This is a genomic window from Rhodanobacter thiooxydans, from assembly GCF_030291135.1.
GTDB classification, from domain to species: Bacteria; Pseudomonadota; Gammaproteobacteria; order Xanthomonadales; family Rhodanobacteraceae; genus Rhodanobacter; species Rhodanobacter thiooxydans_A.
This window is the reverse complement of the sequence record NZ_CP127409.1, coordinates 3027066-3053647: the sequence shown is the minus strand read 5'-3', so window position 1 is coordinate 3053647 and position 26582 is coordinate 3027066. Positions and strand designations below refer to the sequence as shown.

At 68.3% G+C, this 26582-nt stretch carries 20 protein-coding genes; 12 read left to right on the top strand and 8 right to left on the bottom strand.

The genetic code is table 11. The features are described from left to right. Nucleotides 1-39: 39 nt before the first annotated feature. On the bottom strand, nt 40-975 hold the full coding sequence (locus tag QQA13_RS14090) for a carbohydrate kinase family protein (protein WP_108470306.1): 936 nt from the start codon (nt 973-975) through the stop codon (nt 40-42). A 277-nt stretch (nt 976-1252) separates the two neighbouring features. Here QQA13_RS14090 and QQA13_RS14085 point away from each other — a divergent pair, with 277 nt between their 5' ends. From QQA13_RS14085 to QQA13_RS14030, 12 genes are all read left to right on the top strand, one after another. Continuing rightward, nucleotides 1253-2299 (top strand): rod shape-determining protein, encoded by a 1047-nt coding sequence (locus QQA13_RS14085; protein WP_015446641.1) that lies wholly within the window; start codon nt 1253-1255, stop codon nt 2297-2299. Nucleotides 2300-2311: 12 nt separating this feature from the next. Next, nucleotides 2312-3286 (top strand): rod shape-determining protein MreC, encoded by a 975-nt coding sequence (mreC, locus tag QQA13_RS14080; RefSeq protein WP_108470307.1) that lies wholly within the window; start codon nt 2312-2314, stop codon nt 3284-3286. Then, nucleotides 3283-3768, top strand: coding sequence for a rod shape-determining protein MreD (gene mreD / locus QQA13_RS14075; protein ID WP_108470308.1), 486 nt, complete (start codon nt 3283-3285; stop codon nt 3766-3768). The genes mreC and mreD overlap by 4 nt, the downstream gene beginning before the upstream one ends. A gap of 16 nt (nt 3769-3784) precedes the next feature. Continuing rightward, nucleotides 3785-5791 carry a penicillin-binding protein 2 gene (gene mrdA, locus QQA13_RS14070; RefSeq protein WP_108470309.1) on the top strand — a complete coding sequence of 669 codons (2007 nt, stop codon included), beginning with the start codon at nt 3785-3787 and terminating at the stop codon, nt 5789-5791. Further along, on the top strand, nt 5788-6903 hold the full coding sequence (rodA, locus tag QQA13_RS14065; RefSeq protein ID WP_108470310.1) for a rod shape-determining protein RodA: 1116 nt from the start codon (nt 5788-5790) through the stop codon (nt 6901-6903). The genes mrdA and rodA overlap by 4 nt, the downstream gene beginning before the upstream one ends. A gap of 96 nt (nt 6904-6999) precedes the next feature. Then, nucleotides 7000-8010: a lytic murein transglycosylase B gene (gene mltB / locus QQA13_RS14060; protein WP_108470311.1), complete on the top strand. Its 1011-nt coding sequence runs from the start codon at nt 7000-7002 to the stop codon at nt 8008-8010. After that, the gene (locus QQA13_RS14055) at nt 8007-8912 is read left to right on the top strand and encodes a septal ring lytic transglycosylase RlpA family protein (RefSeq protein ID WP_108470312.1); all 906 of its coding nucleotides are present in this window, start codon (nt 8007-8009) and stop codon (nt 8910-8912) included. The genes mltB and QQA13_RS14055 overlap by 4 nt, the downstream gene beginning before the upstream one ends. A 76-nt stretch (nt 8913-8988) precedes the next feature. After that, nucleotides 8989-10239, top strand: a complete 1251-nt coding sequence (locus QQA13_RS14050) for a D-alanyl-D-alanine carboxypeptidase family protein (protein ID WP_108470313.1) — start codon at nt 8989-8991, stop codon at nt 10237-10239. Further along, complete coding sequence (locus QQA13_RS14045) at nt 10239-10529, top strand: YbeD family protein (protein WP_108470314.1); 291 nt, start codon at nt 10239-10241, stop codon at nt 10527-10529. Before QQA13_RS14050 ends, QQA13_RS14045 begins: the two co-directional genes overlap by 1 nt. Before the next feature lie 136 nt (nt 10530-10665). Then, nucleotides 10666-11364: a lipoyl(octanoyl) transferase LipB gene (gene lipB / locus QQA13_RS14040; RefSeq protein WP_108470315.1), complete on the top strand. Its 699-nt coding sequence runs from the start codon at nt 10666-10668 to the stop codon at nt 11362-11364. Between the two features lie 9 nt (nt 11365-11373). Beyond that, nucleotides 11374-12384, top strand: coding sequence for a lipoyl synthase (gene lipA, locus QQA13_RS14035; RefSeq protein WP_108470316.1), 1011 nt, complete (start codon nt 11374-11376; stop codon nt 12382-12384). A gap of 8 nt (nt 12385-12392) precedes the next feature. Continuing rightward, nucleotides 12393-14639 (top strand): carboxy terminal-processing peptidase, encoded by a 2247-nt coding sequence (locus QQA13_RS14030; protein ID WP_108470317.1) that lies wholly within the window; start codon nt 12393-12395, stop codon nt 14637-14639. A 65-nt stretch (nt 14640-14704) separates the two neighbouring features. Here QQA13_RS14030 and QQA13_RS14025 read toward each other — a convergent pair whose 3' ends face one another. From QQA13_RS14025 to QQA13_RS13995, 7 genes are all read right to left on the bottom strand, one after another. Beyond that, nucleotides 14705-16567: a sulfotransferase family protein gene (locus QQA13_RS14025; protein ID WP_108470318.1), complete on the bottom strand. Its 1863-nt coding sequence runs from the start codon at nt 16565-16567 to the stop codon at nt 14705-14707. A gap of 91 nt (nt 16568-16658) precedes the next feature. Beyond that, complete coding sequence (locus QQA13_RS14020; RefSeq protein ID WP_108470501.1) at nt 16659-19520, bottom strand: TonB-dependent receptor domain-containing protein; 2862 nt, start codon at nt 19518-19520, stop codon at nt 16659-16661. Nucleotides 19521-19718: 198 nt separating this feature from the next. Beyond that, entirely contained in the window at nt 19719-21035 is a 1317-nt protein-coding gene (locus QQA13_RS14015; RefSeq protein WP_108470319.1) for an aspartyl/asparaginyl beta-hydroxylase domain-containing protein, read from the bottom strand. A gap of 59 nt (nt 21036-21094) precedes the next feature. Then, a complete protein-coding gene (locus QQA13_RS14010) occupies nt 21095-22837 on the bottom strand; it encodes a M1 family metallopeptidase (protein WP_108470320.1) in 1743 nt (580 codons plus the stop codon). A 79-nt stretch (nt 22838-22916) separates the two neighbouring features. Beyond that, on the bottom strand, nt 22917-24296 hold the full coding sequence (locus tag QQA13_RS14005; protein WP_108470321.1) for a leucyl aminopeptidase family protein: 1380 nt from the start codon (nt 24294-24296) through the stop codon (nt 22917-22919). A 100-nt stretch (nt 24297-24396) separates the two neighbouring features. After that, nucleotides 24397-25095, bottom strand: coding sequence for an HAD family hydrolase (locus QQA13_RS14000; protein WP_108470502.1), 699 nt, complete (start codon nt 25093-25095; stop codon nt 24397-24399). A gap of 15 nt (nt 25096-25110) precedes the next feature. After that, nucleotides 25111-26448 carry a substrate-binding domain-containing protein gene (locus QQA13_RS13995; RefSeq protein ID WP_108470322.1) on the bottom strand — a complete coding sequence of 446 codons (1338 nt, stop codon included), beginning with the start codon at nt 26446-26448 and terminating at the stop codon, nt 25111-25113. Nucleotides 26449-26582: the final 134 nt, after the last annotated feature.

The window sequence follows — 26582 nt, the reverse complement described above, 5'->3', positions numbered from 1 at the left end:
CGAACAACCCGCGGTGTGCGGGCCGCGATCGGGTCGCGGTCAATCCAGTGCGTAACCGAACTGGTCGAGGAACTCCGCGGCGAACTCGGCATAGCTGAAACGCTGGTTCTGCGTGCCGGGGTGCTCCACTTTCAGCGCGCCCATCAGCGAGGCCATACGGCCGGTCGTGGGCCAGTCCTTGCCACGCATGATGCCGAAGATCAGGCCGGCACGATAAGCGTCGCCGCAGCCGGTCGGGTCCACGATCTGGCGTTCGCGCGCCGGCGGAATATGGTGGGTGTCGCTGCCGACGTGGATGACCGAGCCACGAGGTCCCTGCGTCACGATATAGGCCGTCACCTGCCCGGCGATCTCGGCGGCACTCCAGCCAGTGCGTGCCTGCAGCAATTGCGATTCGTAGTCGTTGACGATCACGTAGGTCGACTTGCCGATCATTGCGCGGAACTCGTCGCCGTTGAACAGCGGCATCGCCTGGCCCGGGTCGAAGATGAACGGCACACGGCGCGCGGCGAACTCATCGACGTGCTGCAGCATCGCCTCGCGACCGTCGGGGGCGACGATCGCGAAGTCGATCCCGGGGATGTCGCGCACGTGGTTTTCCTGCGCGCTGGACATCGCGCCAGGATGAAAGGCGGTGATCTGGTTGTTGTCCAGGTCGGTGGTGATGAAGCACTGCGGGGTGAACTGGTCGTCGAATTCGCGCACGCCGTCGAGGCGGATGCCGCATTGCTCCATGTGCTTGCGGTACGGCCCGAAGTCCTGGCCCACCGCCGCCACCGGCAGCGGATCGCCACCGAGCAGCTTGAGGTTGTAGGCGATGTTGCCGGCGCAGCCGCCAAACTCGCGGCGCATCCGCGGCACCAGGAACGACACATTCAGGATGTGCATCTGGTCGGGCAGGATGTGGTTCTTGAACTGGTCCTGGAACACCATGATGGTGTCGTAGGCCAGCGATCCGCAGATGACGGCAGACATGATGTGCGGGAACCCCCGGGCATGAGTGGAAGGACCGCGAGTGCCGCGGCCGGCCGAACGCCGAACCGGTCGGCTCCGGCCAAAGGCTGGAATCGTACCGCTATCCGACCTTGTTGGCGACTTCCCGCGAGGATGCCCAGCTCACTTCGAGGCGCAGAAAGTGTGCTTATGGTCGTGTTGTAGAAGGGTTTCTTAACGTTATTGTCCTTGCGCGGGCCGGTCACGCTGACTAGACTGGCGAGCTTACTTTTTAGCCAGGCCGGACCACGGCGGACCCATGTTCAAGAAGTTTCGCGGGATCTTCTCCAACGACATCTCCATCGACCTCGGCACGGCCAACACGCTGATCTATGTGCGTGGCCAGGGCATCGTGTTGAATGAACCCTCGGTGGTGGCGATTCGCCAGGATCGCGGCCCCGGCGGCCCGCGCACGATCGCGGCGGTCGGCAGCGACGCCAAGCGCATGCTCGGCCGCACGCCGGGCAACATCGCCACGGTGCGGCCGATGAAGGACGGCGTGATCGCCGACTTCACCATGACCGAGGCGATGCTGCAGCACTTCATCAAGCAGGTGCACAAATCGCGCTTCCTGCGCCCGAGTCCGCGCGTGCTGGTGTGCGTGCCGTGCGGCTCGACCCAGGTCGAGCGCCGCGCGATCAAGGAATCGGCCGAAGGCGCCGGCGCCCGCGACGTGTTCCTGATCGAGGAGCCGATGGCCGCGGCGATCGGCGCCGGCATCCCGGTGCACGAGGCGCGCGGCGCGATGGTGCTGGACATCGGCGGCGGCACCTCGGAAGTGGCGGTGATCTCGCTGAACGGCATCGTCTACTCGCAGTCGGTGCGCGTGGGTGGCGACCGCTTCGACGAGGCGATCATCAACTATGTACGACGCAACCACGGCACCCTGATCGGCGAATCCACCGCCGAGCGCATCAAGCTGCAGATCGGCTGCGCGTTCCCGCAGGGTGAGGTCAAGGAGATCGAGATCTCCGGCCGCAACCTGGCCGAGGGCGTGCCGCGCATGTTCACGATCAACTCCAACGAAATTCTGGAAGCGCTGCACGAGCCGCTCGCCGGCATCGTGGCCGCGGTGAAGTCGGCGCTGGAACAGACCCCGCCGGAACTGTGTTCGGACGTCGCCGAGCGCGGCATCGTGCTCACCGGCGGCGGTGCGCTGCTGCGCGACCTCGACCGCCTGATCTCCGAGGAAACCGGCCTGCACGTGCAGGTGGCGGACGATCCGCTCACCTGCGTGGCGCGCGGCGGTGGCAAGGCGCTGGAGCTGATCGATCAGCACGGCAGCGATTTCTTCGCGCCCGAATAAGCCGCGTCCACGATGGCGCGCGCCCGTGACGAGTCTTCGCCGCTGTTCGCCGGCAATGCCGCCGGCACGCTGCGGCTGATTGTCTATCTCGCGCTGGCCGTGGTGCTGATGGTTCTCGACCATCGCAACGGCTGGCTGTGGCGCTTGCGTTACACCGCATCGGCCGTGGTCGAGCCGGTGTACCGGCTGGCCGGCTTGCCAGCGGTCGGGATTCGCGCGGTGGGCGTGGCGTTTGCCGACCGCCAGCGGCTGACCGAGCAGAACCAGCGCCTGCGCGAGGACCTGCTGCTGGCCAACGCCAAGTTGAACCGGATGGCGGCTGTCGCCGAGCAGAACCAACGGCTGAAGGAACTGCTCGATACCCAGCACAGCCTGGAATTGAACGTGCAACTGGCGCGGGTGATCGGCGTGGACCTGGGTGCCTACCGCTACCGGCTCACCCTGAACATGGGCGCGCGCGACGGGGTCCGGCCGGGCCAGCCGGTGATCGACGCGCATGGCGTGATGGGCCAGGTGAAGGAAGTGCTGCCAACCACCTCGGTGGTGATGCTGATCACCGACCCGGCGCATGCGATCCCGGTGGTGGTCGAGCGCACCGGCCTGCGCACCGTGGCTTATGGTTCGCGCGACGGCGACCAGCTTGCCCTTCCAAACATTCCGCTGGCTGCCGACGTGCGTGTCGGCGACAAGCTGCTCACCTCGGGCCTCGGCGGACGCTTCCCGCCGGGCTTTCCGGTTGGCGAGGTGCGCTCGGTGGCGCCGGCGGCGACCGGCATGTTCCTGGTGGCGATGGCGCAGCCGGCGGCGGATCTCGATCGCAGCGAGGACGTGCTGCTGCTGCACGACCTGGCCGAGCCGGACGGCCCGCCCGCGCCGGTGACGCCGATGGGGCCGCCGGCTGACCTGGCGCCGACCGGCGCCGCCTCGGCCGCCCCGCCAGCCGCCCCACCGGCAGTCCCGCCGGCAGCCCGCGGAGCGCTGCGATGAACAAGCAGCGCCTGAGCCTGTGGTGGTTCGTCGGCACGCTGGTGTTCGCGCTGCTGTCGATGCTGGTGCCGCTGCCTGGCGTGCTGGAGCCGTTCAAACCGTACTGGCCGGCGCTGTTCCTGCTGTACTGGTCGCTGGAATCGGAAGAGCGGGTCACCCTGGGGCTGGCTTTCAGCGTGGGCCTGGCGGCGGACCTGCTCAACGGCGTGGTGCTGGGCGAACAGGCCCTGCGCCTGTGCGCGCTGGCGTTCATCGCGTTGCGCTTCCGCTCGCGGCTGCGCTTCTTCCCGATGTGGCAACAGGCGCTGGCGGTGCTGGCGCTGCTGCTGAACGACCGCATCTTGCTGCTGATCGTGCGTGTGCTGGCCGGCGCCTCGCTGCCGCCGGCGAGCTGGTGGATCTCGCCGTTCGTGGGTGCCGCGCTGTGGCCGTTCCTGTTCCTGCTGCTCGACGACCTGCGCGCACGGCTACGGATCCAATGAGCCATGAACCAGTGACATGAAACCCCGGCGTTCGATCAAGGACCCCCGCGGCGAAAGCCTGCTGTTCCGGCGCCGCGCGCTGGCCGGTTTCGTGCTGATTCTGCTGTGCCTGTGCCTGCTTGTGGGCCGCTTCGTGTTCCTGCAGGTGATGCATCACGACGAGTTCGTCACCCGTTCGCAGGCGAACCGGGTCAAGCCGCGCGCGATCCCGCCGGCGCGCGGGCTGATCTACGACCGCAACGGCGTGCTGCTGGCCGACAACGTACCGGCGTTCCGGCTGGAAGTGGTGCCCGAGCAGATCAAGGACATGCCGGCGCTGCTGGCCCGGCTGGGCCAGGTGGTGCCGCTGGACCAGGACGACCTGGACGCGTTCCGCAAGCAGCTGAAGCAGAGCCGGCGTTTCGAGAACGTGCCGCTGAAGATGCGCCTGACCGAGGACGAAATCGCCCGTTTCGCGGTGAACCGCTGGCGCTTTCCCGGCGTGGACGTGGTGCCCTACCTGACCCGGCGCTATCCCTTCGGCGGGCTGTTCGCGCACGTGGTGGGCTACGTCGGTCGCATCGACGCGGACGATCTGGAACGGCTCGATCCCAAGCGTTACCAGGGCACCAGCCACGTCGGCCGCAGCGGCATCGAGCGTTCCTACGAGGATGTCCTGCATGGCACGCCGGGCTACGAGTTGCTGGAGGTGAATGCCGACGGTCGGACCCAGCGTGTGCTCGAAACGCATGCGCCCACGCCCGGCAAGAACCTCTACCTCAGTCTCGACGTGCGCCTGCAGAAGGCTGCCGAAGCGGCGTTCGACGGGCGCCCCGGTGCGGCGGTGGCGATCGACCCGCGCAACGGCCAGGTGCTGGCGATGGTCAGCGTGCCCACGTTCGATCCCAACCTGTTCGTCAACGGCATCGGCCAGGCCGACTACGCTGCGCTGACCAACGACCCCGACAAGCCGCTGTACAACCGCGCGTTGCGCGGCGTGTATCCGCCCGGCTCCACGGTGAAGCCGCTGGTCGGCCTGGCCGGGCTGGAAACCGGCCTGCGCACGCCGCAGGACACCGTCGTCTCCACCGGCGTGTTCTACATTCCGGGCCAGCAGCGCGGCTATCGCGATGACCAGCGTGGCGGCGTGGGACGGGTCGACCTGGTCGGCGCCATCGAGCAGTCGGTGAACACCTATTTCTACAAGCTCGCACTGGACATGGGTATCGACCGGTTCAGCGCGTTCATGGGCAAGTTCGGTTTCGGCCGCCCGACCGGGGTCGACCTGATCGGCGAGTCGTCCGGCGTGTTGCCCTCGCGCGAATGGAAGGCGGCGAACCTCAGGCAGCCGTGGTATCCCGGCGAGACGGTGATCGCCGGCATCGGCCAGGGTTTCTGGGCAGTCACGCCATTGCAGCTGAGCCATGCGTACGCCACCTTCGCCGGCCACGGCATCCCGTACGCACCGCGGGTGGCGATGGCCACCCAGGACGGCGTCAACGCGCAACTGCAAGCGCTGGCCAATCCGCCCAGCGGACCATCGCTGATCCGCAAGCCGTCCGACTGGGACGCAGTGAACCAGGGCATGGAGCAGGTGATCTACGGTGCCAGGGGCACCGGCCGCAAGCTGGGCGTCGGCTTCCCGTACCTGATGGCTGGCAAGAGCGGCACCGCCGAGCGTTTCTCGCGTACCTCCGAGGCGTATGACACCAATCGCAACACGGCTTACCTGGCCGCCCGCCACCGCGCCTGGTTCGTCGCCTACGCGCCGGCCGACAACCCGCAGATCGCGGTGGCGGCAATCCTCGAATCCGGCGCCTGGGGCGCGGAGGCGGCCGGGCCGATCGTGCGCACGATCCTCGATACCTGGCTGGCCGGGCACGGCGGCGTGATCGCCGACGCGAAGCGCCTGCCGGTATCCGCCGCACCGCTGGCGCCGCAGGCCGCACCGGCGGCAGGCGCTCCACCCGATGCCGGTACGGAGAACGACGAGCCGGTGGAGGATCTGCCGGCGCAGGCGACGACCAGTGGAGGCACGCCATGACCGGGGCACTACAGGCGCGAGCGCGCCGCTTCCTGCGCCGCATCCTCAGCCGGCCGCGGATCGATCTGCCGCTGGCGCTCGGCCTGTTCGTGCTGGCGCTGACCGGCTTGGTCACGCTGTACAGCGCCGGCGACGGCAGCCTGGTGCTGGTCGGCGGCCAGGCCGGCCGCTTCGTGCTGGGCGCGGCGCTGCTGCTGCTGGTGTCGCGCATTCCGCCGCCGGTGCTGCGCGACTGGACGCCATGGCTGTACGCCGGCAGCACTGCGCTGCTGGTGGTGGTGGCGGTGCTGGGCGAGGGGCGCGGTTCGACCCGCTGGCTGGACCTGGGCGTCATGCGCTTCCAGCCGTCCGAACTGCTCAAGCTCACGATGCCGATGATGGTGGCCTGGTACCTGCACCCGCGTCAGTTGCCGCCGGGCTGGAAGGACATCGCGGTGGTCGGCTTGCTGATCGCGGTTCCTGCCGGGCTGATCGCCGAGCAACCGGACCTGGGCACCGCCGTGCTGGTGACCGCGGCTGGCGCGTTCGCGTTGTTCCTGTCCGGCATGGCGTGGTGGCGCATCGGCCTGTTGGTCGGCGCGGTCGCCGGGATGATTCCGGTCGGCTGGCATTTCCTGCACCAGTACCAGCGCGACCGCGTGCTGACCCTGCTCAACCCCGAGTCCGATCCGCTCGGCAACGGCTGGCACATCATCCAGTCGCAGATCGCGGTGGGCTCCGGCGGCATCTTCGGCAAGGGCTGGCTGCACAGCACGCAATCACGGCTGGATTTCCTGCCCGAGCACACCACCGATTTCATCTTCGCGGTGTTCTCCGAGGAGTTCGGGCTGGTCGGGGTGATCGCGCTGGTCGCGCTGTACGCGTTCATCATCGGCCGCTGCCTGTGGATCGCGATGGAGGCGCGCGACACCTACTCGCGCCTGCTCGCCGGCGCGATCGGCATGAGCTTCTTCGTCTACGTGTTCGTCAACGGCGGCATGGTCGCCGGCATGCTGCCGGTGGTCGGCGTGCCGTTGCCGCTGATCAGCTACGGCGGCACCTCGGCGGTATCGCTGCTGACCGGCTTCGGCGTGCTGATGTCGATCCACGCCAACCGCAAGATGCACCTCTGAACGCGGCCAGCACCGCTCCAGCGTCGTGCCCGAAGTTGCGCCCGCGTGCGTGCTAGGCTTTCGGCGATATCGTTATTCTGTGAGCGAAGCCACGACATGACCGCCGCGCCTGTGCCGCACCCGGCCCGTTTCCTCGCCATCCTCGGCCTGCTGTGGATGGGCGCCGCGACCCCGGCCATGGCGACGACGCACCCCGGCCAGGCCGAGCTGGTGCGCGAGGTGGCGCAGGAAACCGGCAAGAGCCCGCAGGCGCTGAACGCGCTGCTCGACGGGGCGAGGATGCAGCAGGGCATTCTCGATGCGATCAGCCGCCCGGCCGAGGCGAAGCCGTGGAAGGATTACCGGCCGATCTTCCTCACCGACCAGCGTATCAATGACGGCATCGCGTTCTATCGCGAACATCGCGCGCTGCTGGAGCAGATCGGCAAGCAGTACGGTGTGGCGCCGCAGTACATCGTGGCGATCGTCGGCGTGGAGACCAGCTATGGCCGCAACACCGGCAAGTACAAGGTGCTCGACGCCCTGGTCACGCTGGGCCTGTACTACCCGCCGCGGGCGACGTTCTTCCGCGAGCAGCTGAAGGAATTGCTGGAGATGCCGGACAACCACCTGGCCGGGCCGATCGACACGCTCACCGGCTCCTACGCCGGTGCGCAGGGCTGGGGCCAGTTCATGCCCACCAGCATCCGCGACTTCGCGGTGGACGCCGACCACGACGGCCGCATCGACCTGTCGAACTCGCTGCCGGACATCTTCGCCAGCGTGGCGAACTACTTCGTGCAGCATGGCTGGGTCGCCGGCGGCCCGGTGGCGGCACGGGCGCAACCGGACGGCGCGGCGAAGCCGATCGCGGTGAAGGATGCCAGGCCGCAGTGGCCGCTGGAGCAACTGGAGGCGTGGGGCTATGCGCCGCTGCAGCCGCTGTCGCCGGCCGAGCCCAGCAGCCTGCAGACGCTGGAAGGGCCGAACGGACCGGAGTACTGGTTCACCTTCCGGAACTTCTACGTGATCACCCGCTACAACCGCAGCCCGCTGTATGCCATGGCGGTCGACCAGCTGGCGCAGGCGATCGCCGCTGGCGTGGACTCGGCGGACGTCGCGCGATGAGGGCGGCAGGCGTTGCGTTGCTGGTGCTGGCGGCCCTGTTGCTGGCCGCTTGCGGCAGCCACCGCACGAGACCCACGCATGGCGGCAGCCATCAGGATCGTGCGTGGAGCCAGCCGCCGACCGGCAGTCGCGATGGTTTTCGCGATGACCTCAGCAAGCCGCAGGGCAGCCGCTATCGCGACGGCGAGGACAGCGTGCCGCCGCCGCTCGACGTCAGCAAGCTGGTCGAGCCGGTGCCGAAGGCGGAGCCGCGCTCGCTGTACGGCAACAAGTCGCCCTATACCGTGCGCGGGCAGACCTATCGCGTGCTGCCCAGTGCGCGCGGCTACGACGAGCGCGGCATCGCCTCGTTCTACGGCAACAAGTTTCACGGCTACAAGACCTCCAGCCTGGAGACCTACGACATGTACGCGTTCAGCGCGGCCAGCACCACACTGCCGCTGCCCAGCTACGCGCGCGTCACCAACCTGGAGACCGGCAGGAGCGTGATCGTGCGGGTCAACGACCGCGGCCCATTCCACGACAACCGGCTGATCGATCTGTCCTACGCCGCCGCGGTGAAGATCGGCATCTGGCCCAAGGGCACCGGCCTGGTCGAGGTGCGCGGGATCGACCCCGGCCAGCCGCTGCAGGAACTGCCGCCGCCGGCCGTGGTCACAGGCGGACACCCGGGTATCTACCTGCAGGTGGGCGCGTTCGCCGACGCGGACAACGCCGACCGGCTGGCCCAGCGCCTGCGCCGGGCCAACCTCGGTGCGGTGCAGGTGAGCGAGGCCATGATCAACGGCCAGCGGGTGCGCCGCGTGCGGGTCGGGCCGCTGGCCAGCGTGGATCGCGCCGACCAGGTCACGGCCCGGATCGAGGGCATGGGTCTGCCGCGGCCTCAGGTCGCGGTAGACTGAGCAGGATTTGCACCACTCTTTTCCATCCAGTCGGCACACATCACGCCGGCATCCAGAAACCGGACTGAACACCACGATGAATTTTTTCCGCCGCATCCTGATCCCGTTCGCCACCGTCCTGCTGGTCGGTGTTGCCGTTGCCCAGACGCCGCCGCGCCCGTCGCCGGTACCGCGTCCGGTGGTGCCGGACGCACCGGTGCCGCCGCCGCCGGATGTCGACGGCAAGAGCTGGGTGCTGATGGATTACGCCACCGGCCAGATCCTCGCCAGCAAGGAACCGGACCAGCGCGTGGAGCCGGCCTCGATCACCAAGGTGATGACCGACTACGTGGTCTCGGCCGAGGTGGCCAACGGCAAGGTGCACATGACCGACCCGGTGACCATCAGCGAGAACGCCTGGCGCGGTGGTGGCGCCGGCACCGACGGTTCCACCAGCTTCCTCAAGCTGAACAGCCAGGTGCCGCTGAAGGACCTGCTGTACGGCATGATCATCCAGTCCGGCAACGACGCCGCGATTGCGCTGGCCGAGCACACCGCCGGCTCCGAGCAGGCGTTTGCCGGGCTGATGAACGCGTATGCCAAGCAGCTGGGCATGGCCAACTCGAATTTCGAGAACGCCTCCGGTTACCCGATCGCGAACCACTACACCACCGCGCACGACATCGCGATCCTGTCGCGCGCGCTGATCCATGATTTCCCCGACGACTACGCGATCTCCGCGATCAAGGAGTTCGAGTGGAACGGCATCAAGCAGCACAACCGCAACACCCTGCTGTGGCGCGACCCCAGCGTGGACGGCATCAAGACCGGCCACACCGCGGCGGCCGGCTACTGCCTCGCCGCGTCGGCGAAGCAGGGTGAGGCGCGCATGATCGCGATCGTGATGGGTGCCAGCAGCGAGAAGGCGCGCGCCGATTCGGCGATGGCCCTGCTCAACTACGGCTTCCGCTTCTACGAGACGCACAAGCTGTACGACGCCAGCAAGCCGCTGGCCACGCCGCGGCTGTGGAAGGGCGCGGCGAACCAGTTGCCGCTGGGCGTCGCCGACAATGTGCTGGTCACCGTCAAGCGCGGCCAGTACGACCAGCTCAAGGCCACCATGGACATCCCTGCCACGCTGATCGCGCCGTTCAGCAAGGGCCAGCAGATCGGCACCTTGCGCATCACGCTGGATGGCCAGCTGGTGCAGAGCGTGCCGCTGATCGCACTGCAGGATGCGCCACAGGGCGGCTTCTTCTCGCGCCTGTGGGACAGCATCCTGCTGTGGTTCCACAGCGACAAGAAGGCCGATGCGAGTGCGCCGGCCAAGAGCGCGGATGCGAAGTAATGCACGAGATCGACTTCGGCCAGGCGAAGCAGGACGGCAAGGGCTTCCAGTTTCCTGGCGAGTTCGAGATCACCGCGGTCGGCAACGCCAGCGCGAACCTGCCGACCCACGTGCCGCAACTGCTGGAGCGCGCCGGCCTGCACGTGCTGCACGAGAGCGTGCGGCACCGCCACTCCGGTGCCGGCAACTTCGTCTCGGTCACGGTCAGCTTCCGCTGCGACAGCCGCGAGCAGTACGAAGCGGCACACCATGCGCTGCGTGCCGATCCGGGTATCCGGTATACGTTGTGAAAATCGGGAATAGGCAATCGGGAAAGCTGGTGTTCGTGGTGGCCCGGGCATCGACGACCGGCATGAGCACCTCTCGCCGGATTCCTGCCGTCGACAAAGACCATCCATTGCCCCTTTTCCGATCACTTCGCCGACCGTGAACTCCGATTCCCCATCCCCCATTTCCGATTCCCGGCCATTGAAAATCCGCCGCCTCGGTCGTCAGCCATACGCGGCCACCTGGCAGGCGATGAGTGCGTTCACCGACAACCGCACGGCGGACACGCCCGACGAGCTGTGGCTGCTGGAGCACGACCCGGTGTTCACCCTGGGCCAGGCCGGCAAGATGGAGCACGTGCTGGCGCCGGGCGATATCCCGGTGATTCCGGTCGATCGCGGCGGCCAGGTGACCTACCACGGGCCGGGCCAGATCGTCGGTTACCCGCTGATCGACCTGCGCCGGGCCGGCGTCGGCGTGCGCGAGCTGGTGCACCGGATCGAGCAGTCGCTGATCGACACGCTGGCGCACTGGAACGTGACGGCCGTGCGGCGCGAAGGCGCGCCCGGCGTCTATGTGGGCGAGGCCAAGGTCGCCGCGCTTGGCCTGCGCGTGCGCCGCGGCTGCAGCTTCCACGGGCTGGCCTTCAACGTGGCCATGGACCTGGAGCCGTTCCACCGCATCAACCCCTGCGGTTACAAGGGTTTGGCGGTCACGCAGCTGCTAGACTTGGGCGGTCCGTCGCAGCTGGCCGCGGTCGAAGACGTGCTGGTGCAGGAGTTCTGCCGCCAGTTCGGCTTTGTCGCCGAGCCCGCTACCCCCATCCCGCCCGAACTCCCCGCCCGCGCAGCGGTCTGAGCTGTCTACATGAGCGAAATCTCCACCTCTTCCCCCAAAGTCATCCCGATCGCCGTCGTCAGTGGCGCGCCTGCGGGCGAAAAGCAGGTCGGCAACGACAAGATCGCGCTGAACCGCGCCGGTTTCGACACCAGCGTGCCGACCCTGCGCAAGCCCAGCTGGATCCGCGTGCGCCTGCCGCAGGGCAACGCCGTGCAGCAGCTGAAGGCGCGCCTGCGCGAGAACTCGCTGGTCACCGTGTGCGAGGAAGCTTCCTGCCCGAACATCCACGAATGCTTCAGCAAGGGCACCGCCACCTTCATGATCCTCGGCGAGGTGTGCACCCGCCGCTGCTCGTTCTGCGACGTGGCGCATGGCCGCCCGGTGGCGCCCGATCCGCTGGAGCCGGCGCGGCTGGCCGAAACCATCGCCGACATGCGGCTGAAATACGTGGTGATCACCTCGGTCGACCGCGACGACCTGCGCGACGGTGGCGCCGAGCACTTCGCCGCCTGCATTCGCGCCACGCGCCACGCCAGCCCGAGCATCCGCATCGAGATCCTCACCCCGGATTTCCGCGGCAAGGGGCGCATGGAGCGCGCGCTGGAAGTGCTCAGGGAATTCCCGCCGGACGTGTTCAACCACAACCTGGAAACCGTGCCGCACCTGTACCGCGAAGTGCGTCCGGGCGCTGACTACCAGTGGTCGCTGGACCTGCTCAGGCGCTTCAAGGCGCAGCACCCGCAGGTACCGACCAAGTCCGGCATCATGCTGGGCCTGGGCGAGACGATGGAGCAGGTGCTGGAGACGATGCGCGATCTACGCGCCCATGACGTCGAGATGATCACCATCGGCCAGTACCTGCAGCCCACGCCGCACCATCACCCGGTGGTGCGCTACTGGACGCCCGAAGAATTCGACATGCTGCGCGAAGCCGGTGAGGCGATGGGTTTCCATCACGTTGCCTCCGGCCCGCTGGTACGTTCGTCCTACCACGCCGACCTGCAGGCCCATGCAGCCGGTGTCACCGAGTCAGCCTGAGAGCCTCCATGAAATTCCGTCCCGCGCTGTTCCTGTTGCTTGCCCTCACCGCGACGGGCGCGCTTGCGCAGTCGGCCGCCGACCTCGGCGCCGGCAAGGCCCGCAAGGCGGCTACCTGGCCGCTCACCTTCACGCCCGAGGAAGCGCAGGCCGCGCAGTTGTCGGCGCGCTTCCTGACCCGTTTCCACTACGACGCGCAGCCGCTCGACGACGCCATGTCGGCGCGTATCTACAAGGCGTATTTCAAGCTGCTGGACAGCGAGAAGGTGTTCTTCACCCAGGCCGACATGGCGAAGTTCGCGCCGCTGAAGACCCAGCTCGACGACGCCATCTGGAACCAGGACCTGTCCGCGCCGTTCTCGGTGTTCAACCTGTACGTGCAGCGCGCGGTCGAGCGCATGACCTACGCGCGCAACCTGCTCAAGCAGGGTTTCGACTTCTCTGCCGACGAGAGCTACACGTTCGATCGCGAGCACGCCGACTGGCCGAAGGACCAGGCCGAGCTGGACCAGTTGTGGCGCAAGCGCACGATGAACGACTGGCTGCGCCTGAAGCTGGCCGGCAAGGACGACGCCGAGATCCGCAAGACGCTGGACAAGCGCTACGCCGCCTACATCGAGCGCATCAGGCAGCTTGACGGTCAGGACGCGTTCCAGACCTTCATGACCGCCTACGCCGAGACCACCGACCCGCACACCGACTACCTCGGCCCGCGCGCGGCGGAGAACTTCGACATCTCGATGAAGCTGTCGCTGGAAGGCATCGGCGCGGTGCTGCAGCCGCGTGACGACTACACCCAGGTGCGCGAGCTGGTGCCGGCCGGTCCGGCCGCCAAGTCCGGCAAGGTCCAGGTCGGCGATCGCATCGTCGGCGTCGGCCAGGGCGACAACGGCCCGATCGTCGACGTGATCGGCTGGCGCCTGGACGACGTGGTCAACTTGATCCGTGGCCAGAAGGATACGGTGGTGCGGCTGGAGATCCTGCCCGCCGATGTCGGCCTGGACGGCAAGCACGAGGTCATCAGCCTGGTGCGCAAGAAGGTCAGCATCGAGGAGCAGGCGGCGAAGAAGAAGATCGTGGAGATCAAGGACGGCGGCGTCACCCGCAAGATCGGCGTGATCGATCTGCCCGCGTTCTACTCCGACTTCGGCGCGCGCAGCGCCGGCGACAAGAACTTCAAGAGCGCCACCCGCGACGTCGCCAAACTGCTCGGCGAACTGAAGCATGAGGGCGTGCAGGGCGTGGTGGTGGACCTGCGCAACAACGGTGGCGGCTCGCTGGCCGAGGCCAATTCGCTGACCGGCCTGTTCATCGACAAGGGTCCGGTGGTGCAGGTGCGCGACTCCAAGGGCCAGGTCGAGGTGCAGGGCGACGACGACCCCGGCATGGCCTGGAGCGGGCCGCTGGCGGTGCTGGTCAACCGCGGCACGGCGTCGGCGTCGGAGATTTTCTCGGCGGCAATCCAGGACTATCACCGCGGCCTGGTGATCGGCGAGCCGACCTTCGGCAAGGGCACCGTGCAGAACCTGGTCGACCTCGACCGCTTCTCGCAGAGCGACAGCGAGAAGCCGCAGCTGGGCGAGCTGAAGATGACCATCCAGGAATTCTTCCGCATCAACGGCGGCTCCACCCAGCTCAAGGGCGTGACGCCGGACATCGAGTTCCCCAAGAATGGCGATGACAAGGACTTCGGCGAGTCGACCTACGAAAACGCGCTGAAGTGGACCCAGATCGCGCCGGCCAACTACCAGGTGGTGGCGAACCTCAACGCCTACCTGCCGCAGCTGCAGCAGCTGCACACCGAGCGCGTGGCGCATTCGCCGGCGTGGAAGCTGATGCTGGACGAACTGGCGCAGTACCGCACCATGCGCGCGAAGACCTCGGTCTCGCTGAACTTCGCCACGCGCGAAGTCGAGCGCAAACAGATGGAGGCGATCCAGGCCGATTTCCGCGCGCGGCACAAGGCCATCGACGGCACCGACGCCTCGCTCGCCGACGAGGCGAGCAGCCTCGACGACGGCCTCAACGCGAACGAGCGCAGCCTGAAGAGCGAGCTGAAGCAGGAGAAGGACGCGAAGAAGGCCAAGGACGTGCAGCTCAACGAGACCGCGCACATCCTGTTCGACGCGATCGGCATGATCAAGGCCGATCCGAAGCTGGCCAGCGAGGTGCTGCCCTACGGCGGCAAGTTCTCGCCCAACACCGTCGCCGGCACTTCAACGCCGGTGTCGGCAACGAGCAGCGGCACGCACTGAGCAACCGGTTCCCGCAGAACAAAAAAGGCAGCGCATGGCGCTGCCTTTTTTGTTCTGCGGGCAGGCTACACAGTGTAGCCGAGGCGATCGATCCACGGCTGCAGCACGGGTAGCACGGGTTCGAACTGCTCGCGGTAATTCTGCCACCGGCCGACCGCCTTGCGGTGGATGCCTTCGGTAACCTGCGCGTAGCTGGGCGTGCTGATGAAACGCTTGTGCCGTGCGTGTTCGGCGAAGCGTGCCATCGGCGACGCGTCGGCGGTTTCGAGGAACTGCCCCAGGCGCGCGACCTGTTCGTCGAACCGGCCGACCACCGATTCGTAGCGCCACTCCAGCACCTGCGGCGCAAACGCCTCGACGTCGCGCGACCACTGCTCGAAAGCGTGCACGTAGCCCTGTGCCAGGCGTGGCAGCGACGAACACAGCACCATGAAGGCCGGTGAGCGGAACGGCTGCATGCTGCAGCTGAGCAGCACATCGCAGGGGTGGCGCAGGCACAAGATGATGCGCGCGTGCGGGAACAGCCGCATGATCATCGGCAGGCACAGCATGTTGAGTGGATTCTTGTCCACCAGGCGGCGTTCGTCGAGTTCCGGCAGCACGCCGGCGACCCGGCGCCAATAGAGGCTGCGCAGCTGGTCGGCGTCCTGCTGGCTCAGCGTGGCCAGGTCTGCCGGGTAGCGCTGGCCCGCCAGCTCCATGCCTTCGATCAGCTCATGGATGTAGGCGCGCTCGTCCATGGACTGGAAATCCGGATGGGCGTCGAGCATCTGTTCCAGCAAGGTGGTGCCGGAACGGGGGAAGCCGACCACGAAGACCGGGCCGTGTCGGCTGTCGGGCGAGGACAGCGACGGCCAATCGAGCGGGGCGTACTGGTTGGTTGCATCGCCGCCGAGCTGCAGCGGCTGGCTGTCGGCCGCCAGAAGTTCTGGCACCACGTGGCGGGCAATGTCGAGCTGCAGCGCATGCGCCTGCTGCAGGGCCTGCCACGCCTCCGCGTAAAGGCCTTGCCGATCGCGGGCGGCGGCCAGGCCGAAGGCGGCGCTGGCGCGGCTCTCGGTATCGACATCGGCGCCGAGCGCACGCTGGTACAGCGCCGCCGCATCGGCCGGGGCGCCCGCGCGCATCGCCAATGCGGCGTGCGCGCGCCAGCCATCGGCGCGCGCCTGCTGCGCCTGTGCCGGCAGCGCATCGAGCGCGTCCAGCGGCAGTTGCCGCAGCTCGTCGCGCGCCGCATCGACGCGGTTGTTCCTTTCGTGCAGCAGTACGCGCTGCGCGGCGATGCGCAGGCGCATCGCCGCAGCCTCCGGCCCGGCGGGCAGTTGCGCCTGTGCCAGTACGTGCAGTGCCGCATCCGGCTGGGCTTGTGCCGACAGCATGGCGGACAGCAGCAGGGCCTGTTCGGCCGGTTGCGCGGGCCAGTCGCCGGCGCCGTGCAGCATGGCTTCCTGCTGGGTGTTGTCACCACAGACATGGCAGGCGTAGGCCGCCTGCAGCCGGGCCTCGATGAATGCCGGGCTCAGTTCCACCGCGTCCAGCAGGGCCTGCCGGGCGTCCACCCAGCGCTGCTGCTGCGTATACAGCAGGCCCAGGTTGTAGTGCACTTCGGCATCATCGGGCGCCAGCGCCAGTGCGGTGCGCAGGGCCTGCTCGGCGCCGGCCAGGTCGCCCGCCTGGCGGCTGACTACGGCCAGGTTGTTCCAGTACGCCGAGACGTCCGGCCGCTGCTGCGCCAGCCGCCGGAACGTGGCGGCGGCCTGCGTCAGGCGCGCGGTGGCTTGTTGCGCCAGGCCGAGCAGCAGCAGCACGCCTTCGTCGCTTTCCTGCGACGGCGTGGCCTGCCCGGCCAGGGCGATCACCCGCTCCGGTTCGCCGGCGTTCCAGGCGCCAGCCATGACGCCGGCCAGGTCCGTGCTCGCGGTGGGCATGCCTACTCCGTCGATGGTCTTGCGTGACCCATTATGCAAGAGGGCCGCGAATGTTCGCGGCCCTCCCGTTTGCTGCGGCTTGCTCAGGCGATCAGAACTTGATCGTCGCCCGCGCCCAGTAGTAGCGGCCGAGCACGTCGTAGGTGGCGGTGTCCACGTTGTAGTTCGCACCGTTCTGGTAGACCAGCGGCGGCGCCTTGTCCATGATGTTGTCCACGCCGACGTCGAAGCGGGTGTGGATCGACGGCACCGCGTAGCCCAGCTGGATCGAGTGGTAGATCACCGAAGCCACCGGAATGTTCACCCCGGAGATGGCGGCATCGGCGTTGAGCGCGGTCAGCTTGTTGATGTAGCGCGACTGCCACTGGGCGTTCCAGTTGCCCTTCTCCCAGTTGAGCGTGACCGTGCCGCGCCAGCGCGAGATGTTGCCGAACTGCGGGCTCAAGGTGCCGGCGTAGTTGACAGTCTGGGCGCCCGGCTCGCCGGGTGTGGCGTTGACGTTGTACGTCGAGGTGTAGCTGGTGCTGAGGCCGGCACGGAAGTTGCCCGGGTCCACGCTGCCCAGGTTGAAATGCGGGATCTTGTAGCGCAGCGTGTAGTCGATGCCGGTGGTGCTCAGGTTGCCCAGGTTGACCACCGGCGTGTTGATCAGGAACACCTGGCCGGGCTGCCGGCTGGTGCTGTCCTCGCGATGGATGAACGAGCAGTACGGGCTGCTGGCGTTGTTGTAGCAGGAGCTGACCACGGTATCGGCCTGGATCGCCGTCAGTGTGTCGGATAGATAGATGTGCCAGAAGTCGAGGCTGGTGGACACGCCCGGCAGCCAGTCCGGATCGTAGACCAGGCCGAGGTTGATGGACTTGCCCTTTTCCGGCTTCAGCGTCGCGCCGACGGTGGCGGCGCCGGAGTAGAACGTGTTGACCTGTGCCGGCGAGTTGCCGGCCCAGTTCACCGGAACGAACTGGCAGGCTGCCGGATGCGCCGCCAGTTCGGCCGCGGTGAGTCCGACGCAGGGATCGTTCAGGTTGGGCTGGACCAGGGTGCGGCCATCGTAGAGTTCATTGAGGTTGGGCGCGCGGAACACCTGCGAAATGGTGCCGCGTACCAGCAGGTCGGCAATGGGACGCCACTCGATCGCGATCTTGCCGTTGGTGGTGGTGCCGGTGGTGCTGTAGTTGGACGAGCGCACGCCGAGGTCGAGGTTCAGCGAGTGGGCCCATGGCTGGTCGGCAAGCAGCGGGATCAGCGTCTCGGCGTACACCTCCTTGACGTTGAAGCTGCCGCGGCCCGGCGAACCGCAGGCTTCCTGCAGGATCTGGCAGGTGGTGGTGGTCGGATCGAGCACGGCGAAGTCGCTCACCGTGTAGTTCATGAACTGCTTGCGGTACAGGGCGCCGGCGGACAGCTGCACCGCGCCGGCGGGCAGGTCCCACAGCTCGCCGTTGGCGTCGAACTGGGCCTGCTTGGTGGACTGGGTGTAGATGTAGATCGGCGTCTTCACGCCGGCACTCAGCACGTTGCCGGCATTCGCCTGGTCGAAGATGTTGGCGCCGCCGTCGACCGCCGCCTGCAGCGCCGGGATGTCCACCTCATTGGAGTCGCGCTGGTCGCGCTTGGTGTGGCTGTAGTTGATCGACGCGTCCCAGTTCCAGCTGCTTTCCTGGCCGAAATTGCCGCGCAGGCCCGCGTTGATCTGCGAGGTGTCGGTGGTGTAGCTGTGCACGCGGGTGCCGGCGCCGGTGAGGCGGGTCTGGAAGTTGTAGCCGCTGTTCGGGTCGCCCGGAACCGGGTTCTGGCTGAAGGTGATGCCGAACGGGTTGATCGGGTTGCTGGAGGAGATGATCAGGCCGTCGCCAGTGCCCACCGGCGAGGGCGCATCCTGGCCGCTGGATACCGTGTGGTTGTAGAACGCATTGACGAAACCGGTCAGGTTGTCGGTGAAGTCATAGCTGCCGAGCACGAAGCCGTTGGTGCGCCTCTGCGCGGTCTGGATGTAGTTCAGCGCGGCGTAGTTGAAGGTGTCCGAGGGCAGCCGGCAGCGGTAGTCGCCCAGCGAGGAGCCGTTGCCGGTGGCCAGGGTCACCTGCGCGTAGCCGCTGGAATTGAGCGTGCAGCCGTACTGGGCGGCGATCGATCCGGGCACCTGGATGCGGCCGGTCGGGATCGAGCTGGAACCGGCCGGGATGACCGAGCCGCTGGACAGGTACAGCTGCTGCCTGGAGAACTTGCGCCGGGCGGCGAGCGTGGCGTCGTACTTGTTGTAGTCGAGGCCGGCGGCAATGCTGTAATGCTCGCCGGTCATGCCACCGGTGAGGTTGAACCCGCGGCGCTGGGCGTCGCCATGGCTGGAGATGCCGTCGTTCAGGCTGAACTGGGCGCCCTTGAAATCCTTGCGCAGGATGAAGTTGACCACGCCGCCGATGGCGTCGGAGCCGTACACCGTGGAGGCGCCTTCAGCCAGCACGTCGACCTTCTCGATCATGTCCGGCGGGATCAGGTTGATGTCCGGGTTGGACATGCGCTGGCCGTTGACCAGTACCAGCGTGCGGCTGATGCCCAGGCCGCGCAGCGAGACGCGCGAGGCGCCATCGCCGGCTTCCAGCAGCGGGCTGGCGACGCCGCCGCCGTTGCTGTTGTTCTGCGGGTTGGTCGCGTTGCCCGAAATGCTCGGCATCTGCTGCAGCACGTCACCCAGCACGGGCTTGCCGGAGTTGGTGATGGCCGCGCGGTCCAGCGTCACCACCGGGCTGGCCGTCTCCACGTCCACGCGGCGGATCAGTGAGCCGGTCACCACCACCGCTTCCAGATTCTTGGCCTTGCTCTTGGACGGCGGCGTGGCCTGGTCTGTCGAGGTCGGGTTGTCCGCCTGCGGTGCCTGCGCCTGGGCCACGCCCGCGGTGGCAAAGACGCCCGCGGTCAAGGCCAGTCGCACCGCCAGTGACAAGTGATTCATGCCGTATTTCATGTGGTCTCCCCGTTGGATGTTGTTATGTGCTGCGTTCCCAGCCTTCGAACCTGCCGTGCCTCTCCCGGTACACGCTGGAACACGCCACGACAACCGCCCGCGGCGCCCAGCCGGCAAGAGACTACTCCCAGTAATGGCCCCGCGCACCACTACCGTCTGTGCAGTCGGCGGTCAATCCGCGAGCGCTCAGGACTGGGGTGGCGCGGCAGGCGTCGTCCCGCTTTCGCGGTTGAAGTCGCCGATGGCGGCGACCAGGTCGGTCACCGCCGCCCGTTCGGCCTCGCTGAGGTCGGGGTTCCAGCTGTCCAGGATCAGCACCACGCGAGTCTGCGTGCTGCGGTTCCACGCTTCGTGCTCGAAGGTGTCGTCGAAGGTGACGCAGCGGCCTTGCTCCCACACGTGGGTTTCGCCGCCCACGCGCAGGGCGCAGTCCGGCGGCACGATCAGCGGCAGGTGGGTGACCAGGCGCGTGTTGGTGACACCGCGGTGCGGCAGGATGTGCGTGCCTGGACGCAGCACCGAAAACAGCGTTTCCGGCGCGTGCTCGCGCACTCGCACCAGCGGCAGCGAGTCCAGCATCGCGCTGGTACGCGGGCAGCGGGCGCAGTGCAGGTCGTGGCGCTGGCCGTGCCGGTAGAAGAAGAACGCATCCCAGGCCGGCCCCTGCGTGCCGGACGAATCGAGCAGTTCCCCGCTGGCATTGGTGCCCAGGAACGGCACCAGCTCGTCCTGGGCGAGCACGCCGCGCAGCTCCTCGCCGATCAACCCGGCGGCCGCCTCCAGCCGCGCGTGCTCCGGAAAGCGCTCGCGCGGATAAAAGGTGCGGCTGGGAATGCCGGGGAAATACAGGAAGGTGGGGCGCTGGCGCGGGTCCGGCAGGTCTGCCGCCCGCTCGTGCAGGTAGATCGCCAGGCACTGGTCGACGCGGGCCAGCTCGGAGCGGCCGTAGCGTTGGCGCAGCGGCTCGATGACCGCGTCGAACAGTTCGCGTCGGCCGGCGGCGACGAAGCGCGCGGCATGCTTCACCGCCTCGCGCAGGCCCGGCGCGGTGGTGTCGTCGCTGAGCCAGCGGCCCTGCGCCTGCGCGGCGTCGAATGCGCCGAGGTAGGCCAGCATGGCCTCGTGCCGGCGCCCCAGCTGTTCGAGCGCCACGCCCAGGCGCAGGCGCGCCACGAACATGCCGGGTGCGAGCTGCAGGCCCTGGTGCAGGCTGTCGGCGGCGGCCTGGTGTGCGCCGGCCAGCATCTGCACCTCGCCGAGGCGGTGCAGCACGGCGGCGTCCTCTGGTTGGGCGCGGTGCGCCGCGGTCAGCAGGGCGATTGCATGCTCGGCATCGCCCCGACCCAGTTCGCAGGTGGCCACGAACTGCAGTGCTTCGGCGTCGTCCGGCAGGACTTCCAGCAGCCGTCGGAAGGCCTGCTCGGCGGTCACCGCATCGCCGCGCTGCCAGGCGGCCAGCGCCTGCTCGCGGCACGCGGCGGAAACGGCAAGGGGCGGCTGCATCGGCGGGATCCGTGGCGGGACGTGCGCCGATTATAGGGACGCGTGGCCTTGCGGTCGGATTATTTCGCCGCGCGCGGCGCAGCTCGCTGCTTTTTCAGCCATTGCTGGTAGGCCTCGACGTGCGGCATCTCGCGCAGCAGCTTCGAGCGCGGGTCGACGATCAGCAGGCTGCCGGCCGGCACCCGCAGCTGGCCGCTGCCGTCGCTCATCGGCAGGGTGTGCACGGCGTCGCCCACCTGCACCTCGACCGGCATCGGGAACGGTTTGCCGTGTTCGGTGACCCAGCGCAGTTTCAGCGTGTCGCCCACGTGCTGCTCGTCCAGCCGCGGCAGCGCGGCGTCGCGCAGGTAGACGTTGAAGAACCAGTCGAGCTTGCGTCCGGTTACCTGGTCGACGATCGCCACGTAGTCGTTGGTACTGGCGTAGCGCGGCTTGAAGTTGCCCGGTTGCGGGTCGGGGCGGCCATACACCAGCCGGCGGATGCTGTCGAAGAAGTCGCGGTCGCCGATCAGCTGGCGCAGCGTGTGCAGCATCAGCGCGCCCTTGTTGTAGATGTCCTGGCCCGGGCCGGCCGTCTCGTCGTAGACCTGTTCCTCGGTGCGGCTGCTGCCGGAGACGATCGGGTGGCGGTTGCGCAGCTTCAGGCGCAGCTCGTGCAGCCAGCTGGAATAGTCCATGTCGCCGTTGAGGTACTGGCTGTACAGCGGCTGCATGTAGGTGCCGAAGCTTTCATGCAGCCACATGTCGTCCCAGTTGGCGTTGGTCAGCTGGTTGCCGAACCACTCGTGGGCGAATTCGTGCTGCAGCAGGCTGTCGTAGCCGTAGCCATTCAGGCGGTAGCGGTTGCCATAGGCGTTGATGGTCTGGTGCTCCATGCCCAGGTGCGGGGTCTCCACCACGCCCATCTTCTCGTCGCCGAACGGGTACGGGCCGATCTGCTGCTCGAAGAAATCCAGCATGCGCGGGAACCCGGCGAACAGCACCTTGGCCTGCGCCTCGTGCCCGCGCAGGTACCAGAACTGCATCGGGATGGTGTTGCCGTAGCGGCTTTTGTAGTACGCCTTGAGTTCGTCGAACGGGCCGATGTTGATCGAGATTGCGTAGGTATTCGGGTGCCTGGCGCGCCAGTGGTACGTGTGCCTGTCGCCCGCGTCGGTGATGCCGACCAGCACGCCGTTGCCGGGCGCGGCCAGCGTCTTCGGCACGGTGATCCAGGTATCGACCAGGTCGGGCTCGCCCTGCGGCTGGTCGATGCACGGCCAGAACAGGTCGCAGCCCTCACCCTCGACCGCGCTGGCCACCCAAGGCTGGCCGTCGGCGGGGTGGCTCCACACGAAGCCGCCGTCCCACGGCGCCTTCTTCGCCACGTGCGGCTTGCCGCCGTAGCGGATCGTCACGCGCACCTTGCCGCCGGCGGCGAGCGGCGCGGGCAGCTGGATGCGCAGGCGGCCGTCCGGGTTGCTCCACGCGCTGACGGCGAGCGGCCGGCCGCCCAGCTCGATCGCGCTGATCGGCAGGTTGCGGTCCAGGTCCAGCAGCAGCGTGTCGGTGGCGGACTTCGCGGTGAAGCTCAGCGTCGCGCTGGCGTCGATGCTCTGCGCGGCCGGGTCGACCGCGAAATGCAGCTCGGCGTGGTCGAAGTGCACGCGCGCCTGCTCGGCCGGCATCACGCCGCCCGAGTTCAGCGTCTGCGCAGTGAGTGCCGGCTGGGTGGCGGTCGCGGTTTTGGCGACGGGAACGCCGGTGCAGGCGGCGAGGCCGAACGCCACGCAGGCGGCGAGCAGGTGCGGGCGAAGAGGCATGGCAGGCATCCGGTCGGGGGAACCCGCAGGATGCAATCTTTCACCCCGGTGCGACATCGCCAGAAGTCATGCTGCCGGCTCAGCCAGCGTAACGCTGCTGCAGGAACGCGAACGTCGCGCGCAGTCCCATCGCCTCGCCGCCGCGCGGCCGGCCGGGGCGGTCGGCGTCGTTCCAGGCGTAGGTGTCCAGGTGCAGCCACGGCGTGCCGTCCGGCACGAAGCGTTCCAGGTACAGCGCCGCGGTGATCGCGCCGGCATGGCGCGACGGGCCGGCGTTGGCGAAGTCGGCCAGGTACGAATCGAGCATCCGGCGGTACGGCCGCCACAGCGGCAGCTGCCACAGCGGGTCGTCGACCGCGCGGCCGGCGGCCAGCACGCCGGCGGCCGCGGCCTCGTCGTTGGCGAACAGCGCGGGCAGGTCCGGACCCAGCGCCACGCGGGCGGCGCCGGTGAGGGTGGCGAAGTCGAGGATCAGGTCCGGCTGCTGCTCGGCGCCGTAAGCCAGCGCGTCACACAGCACCAGGCGGCCCTCGGCGTCGGTGTTGTCGATCTCCACCGCATGGCCGGCGCGGGTGACCACCACCTCGCCCGGGCGCAGCGCATTGCCGGCCACGGCATTTTCCACCGCGGGGATCAGCAGGGTGAGGCGCACCGGCAGTCGCGCCTGCATCACCAGTCCGGCCAGCGCGATCGCGTGCGCGGCGCCGCCCATGTCCTTCTTCATCCAGCGCATGCCGTCGGACGATTTCAGGTCGAGCCCGCCGGTGTCGAAGCACACGCCCTTGCCGATCACCACGAGCTTGGGATCGCTTGGCTTGCCCCAGCTCAATTCGACCAGCCGCGGCGCGCGATGGCTGGCGCGGCCGACCGCGTGGATGGTCGGGAAATTCGCTTCGAGCAATTCGTCGCCGACCCAGTCGCGTACCTTCGCTTTGTGCGTCTTGCCGAGCTGCTTGATCGCGTCGGCCAGTTGCGCCGGGCCCATGTCCTCGGTCGGCGTGTTGACCAGGTCGCGCACCAGCGCGGTGGCTTCGACCAGCGGCGCCAGTTGCTGCAGCTGGGCGGCCGGCACGACGAGCCGGGCCGGCGCGCGCTTCGGCTGGCGGTAGCGGTTGAACTGGTAGGCGCCCAGCGCCCAGCCCAGCGCGGCCTGGGCCGGATCGGCGAGCACGCCTTCATCGGCGAGATGGTAGGTCGCCGCGGGCAGGTTGCACGGCAGCGCGGCCAGCGCCGCCAGCGGCTCGCGCGGATCGACGCCAGCCAGCACGCGCACCAGTTTGCCCGTGGCATCGGACAGCAACGCGTACGTGCCCGACGCTGCCTCGAAGCCGCTGTCGGCCAGCCAGCGCCGCTGCGCCGCGGTGAGCCGGCGACGGGTCGCGGCGTAGTGCGCGGCATCGGTGGTCTCGATGGCGATGCTGCGGCGGTTGCCGGACTGGCGTTCGATCAGGGCGGACATGCGGGATCCTTCGGGCTTGCGGCGGCACGGTGTGCCGCGTCATGGGCGATGAGCCGCCAATGATGCGCGCATCGCGCGCAGCTTGCCTATGGTCCTTTGGTCAGCGGGCGCCATGCGCGTCGAGCCAGTCGGCCAGCGCGGTCATGTCGCGCAGGTCCAGCTCGGGCGGCGGGCCCAGTTCGGCCGGCCAGGGCAGGCCGTCGCGGTTGATCCAGGCGGTGCGCAGGCCGGCGTCGCGGGCGCCGGCCATGTCCATCGCCGGATCGTCGCCGACGTGCAGGATCTGCCCGGGCGCCACGCCCAGCCGTGCGGCGGCGGTCAGGAAGATGCGCGGGTCGGGCTTCGCCACGCCGCTGTCGCGCGCGCAGACGTGGTGGGCGAAGTGCGCGTGGATGCCGATGCGCTGCAGGTCGGCGTTGCCGTTGGTCAGGCTGGCCAGCGGCCAGCGCGCGGTGATCCGTTCCAGCGCGGGCAGGCTGTCCGGATACAGCTCCACGCGGTTGCGTGCGGCGAAGTAGATTTCCCACAGCGCCGCGATCGGCGCATCGTCGACGCCGCAGGCGGCGAAAGCCTGCTGCAGGGTGAGCTGGCGCTGGCGGGTGAAGTCGTGCGCCAGGTCCAGCCGCTCGGCGGCCACCTGCAGGCGCAGTTCGCGCATGGCCGCGATCGGCCACGCGCGGGCGACGTCGGGGTGGTGTTGCCGCAGCCAGGCGTCCACCGCCTGGTCGGCGCGTTCGAGCGCCGGCAGCACCGGCCACAAGGTGTCGTCGAGATCCAGCGTCAGCGCGAGGATCGGCACGCCCGCACGCATGACTCAGCGGTTGCGGATGTGCAGCACCTGGCCCAGCTTGATCTGGTCGTTCTTCAGGTGGTTCCACTCGCGCAGCTGGGCCACCTCGACCGAATGCCGCTTGGCGATCGTCGACAGCGTGTCGCCCTTGGCCACCTTGTAGCTGGTCGCAGCCTGGCTGGCGTCCGCGCGGACCTTGCCGAAGTCCTTGCCGGTGTTCCGGCCAACCGTGATGGCGCTGCCGTCCGCATGGGCCACGTCGGTGGTGGTGACGTCGCTCACGCTGCCCTGGACCTTGCTCAGGCGGGCAGTATCCCTGGCGTCGGCGCGACGTTGCTCCAGCGCCTGCCGCGCCGCCAGCGTGTCGGGCGAGGTCGGCGCGATCGCGGCGCGTGCCGCGTAGGTGGCGCCCGGTGCCGACACCGGCGTGCCCCGCACCGGGCGCGCGCCGACTTCAGCGAGGATGCGGCTGCGGCGCGCGTCGTCCATCGACGCCAGTGCGCTGCCGTCCTGGTACGGCAGCGCCGCGTGCCTGCGCATGGCGGCCTTGGCCGGCTCGGTCTGCAGGAAGTCGATGAAGGCCTGCGCCTGGGCGGCCTTCGGGCTGCGCGGGTTGGTCACCAGGTACAGCGGGGTGAACAGCGGGTAGCTGCCATCGGCGATGTTGGCGGCGGTGGCCGACTTGCCGTTGATCGGGATTGCCTTGAGCTGCGGGTTGCCGCTGATGCCGGAGAGCATCGCCACGCCCAGGCCGTTCGGGTTCAGCGCGATGCCTTCTTCCAGCTTGCGCGTGTTGACGTACAGCCGCGGCGCCGCCACCGGCTGGTTGCCGCGGCCGAACAGCAGGCTGCGCAGGCTGTATTCCACGCCGTCGCCGGGGCTGGCCACCGCGTAGACGTCGATCGGCGCGTTGTTGCCGCCGACCTCGCTCCAGTTGTGGATGCGGCCGTAGTAGATGTCGTGCACCTGCTTCAGGGTGAGGTTGCGGACCGGGTTGGACGACTGGGTGATGATCACCAGCCCGTCCCAGGCCACAGGGGTGAAGGTGAGGTTCGCGTTCTGCGCGCTGTTGTCGCTGGGGCGTGCGCTGCCGGCCAGGTCGGCGGTGCCGCTGGCGACCGCGTCGATGCCCGAGGCGGTGTTGAACGGCTGCAACTCGATCCGGCCGTGGCCGCTCTTCTCCCATGCCTTCGCCACTTCATTGACCACGCCGTTCGCGGTGGCGACATCGCCGCGCCAGATCAGGCTGCTCTTGGCGGGGGCGCTGGCGTGCGCCTTGGGTTTGCTGCGGGCGAACGCGGGAGTGGCAAGGCAGGCCCCGATCAGGGCGACGGACAACAGGCGGGCAAGACGGACGGACATGGTGATGGGGAGCCCCGGCATGAGTTGGGTGTGGATGGGAACGCGCAAGTATGGTGCCTCGCAGGCGCACGCAAGATGAAGCGATGAGGATATTTCATCGGCCTGAATGCAGAACATCAAGCACTTTCATGGGT

Coding starts and splice junctions, on each gene's coding strand:
- QQA13_RS14005 (WP_108470321.1), bottom strand. CDS start 24,296: ATGTCCGCCCTGATCGAACGCCAGTCCGGCAACCGCCGCAGCATCGCC.
- QQA13_RS14030 (WP_108470317.1), top strand. CDS start 12,393: ATGAAATTCCGTCCCGCGCTGTTCCTGTTGCTTGCCCTCACCGCGACG.
- QQA13_RS14015 (WP_108470319.1), bottom strand. CDS start 21,035: ATGCAGCCGCCCCTTGCCGTTTCCGCCGCGTGCCGCGAGCAGGCGCTG.
- mrdA (WP_108470309.1), top strand. CDS start 3,785: ATGAAACCCCGGCGTTCGATCAAGGACCCCCGCGGCGAAAGCCTGCTG.
- lipA (WP_108470316.1), top strand. CDS start 11,374: ATGAGCGAAATCTCCACCTCTTCCCCCAAAGTCATCCCGATCGCCGTC.
- QQA13_RS14010 (WP_108470320.1), bottom strand. CDS start 22,837: ATGCCTCTTCGCCCGCACCTGCTCGCCGCCTGCGTGGCGTTCGGCCTC.
- QQA13_RS14020 (WP_108470501.1), bottom strand. CDS start 19,520: ATGAATCACTTGTCACTGGCGGTGCGACTGGCCTTGACCGCGGGCGTC.
- QQA13_RS14085 (WP_015446641.1), top strand. CDS start 1,253: ATGTTCAAGAAGTTTCGCGGGATCTTCTCCAACGACATCTCCATCGAC.
- QQA13_RS14055 (WP_108470312.1), top strand. CDS start 8,007: ATGAGGGCGGCAGGCGTTGCGTTGCTGGTGCTGGCGGCCCTGTTGCTG.
- QQA13_RS13995 (WP_108470322.1), bottom strand. CDS start 26,448: ATGTCCGTCCGTCTTGCCCGCCTGTTGTCCGTCGCCCTGATCGGGGCC.
- mreD (WP_108470308.1), top strand. CDS start 3,283: ATGAACAAGCAGCGCCTGAGCCTGTGGTGGTTCGTCGGCACGCTGGTG.
- QQA13_RS14090 (WP_108470306.1), bottom strand. CDS start 975: ATGTCTGCCGTCATCTGCGGATCGCTGGCCTACGACACCATCATGGTG.
- mltB (WP_108470311.1), top strand. CDS start 7,000: ATGACCGCCGCGCCTGTGCCGCACCCGGCCCGTTTCCTCGCCATCCTC.
- rodA (WP_108470310.1), top strand. CDS start 5,788: ATGACCGGGGCACTACAGGCGCGAGCGCGCCGCTTCCTGCGCCGCATC.
- QQA13_RS14025 (WP_108470318.1), bottom strand. CDS start 16,567: ATGCCCACCGCGAGCACGGACCTGGCCGGCGTCATGGCTGGCGCCTGG.
- mreC (WP_108470307.1), top strand. CDS start 2,312: ATGGCGCGCGCCCGTGACGAGTCTTCGCCGCTGTTCGCCGGCAATGCC.
- QQA13_RS14050 (WP_108470313.1), top strand. CDS start 8,989: ATGAATTTTTTCCGCCGCATCCTGATCCCGTTCGCCACCGTCCTGCTG.
- QQA13_RS14045 (WP_108470314.1), top strand. CDS start 10,239: ATGCACGAGATCGACTTCGGCCAGGCGAAGCAGGACGGCAAGGGCTTC.